General features: G+C 39.8%; 1 protein-coding gene. It reads right to left on the bottom strand.

The genetic code is table 11. The features are described 5' to 3' along the window. Positions 1-322: outer membrane beta-barrel protein (locus BZK24_RS08510; RefSeq protein ID WP_341537521.1), on the bottom strand; the 322-nt coding region annotated here is incomplete at both ends.

The following is a 322-nucleotide window of genomic DNA, read 5'->3' as shown; positions in this document are numbered from 1 at the left end:
AGGGATTTTAAGCCCCACATTGAAGCGGTTGTGTTTGCCTATATACAAAGAGCCTCCAAAATTCACAAAAAACCCCCCACCTGCGGCAAAAAATTTATCGTCTTGTTGCGTGTTTTGATTTTTATATTGAGGTCTCCACAAGATTGCGTTTTCCACCCCACCCCCACCAAACACGCCTATTTTAAAAAATAGCATTTTTTCCGTTTTTAAAGCGAGTTTTAAAAGGGTGTCTATAGGGAGATTGACAAACACATTCACATTCAAACCAAACGCCATGAAATGCCCGTTATCAAAAAGGAAATCTTGGGATCGTGGTGTTTTT

The organism is Helicobacter pylori (assembly GCF_001998165.1).
Classification (GTDB): Bacteria; Campylobacterota; Campylobacteria; order Campylobacterales; family Helicobacteraceae; genus Helicobacter; species Helicobacter pylori_DL.
This window is presented reverse-complemented; position numbering and strand designations above follow the sequence as displayed.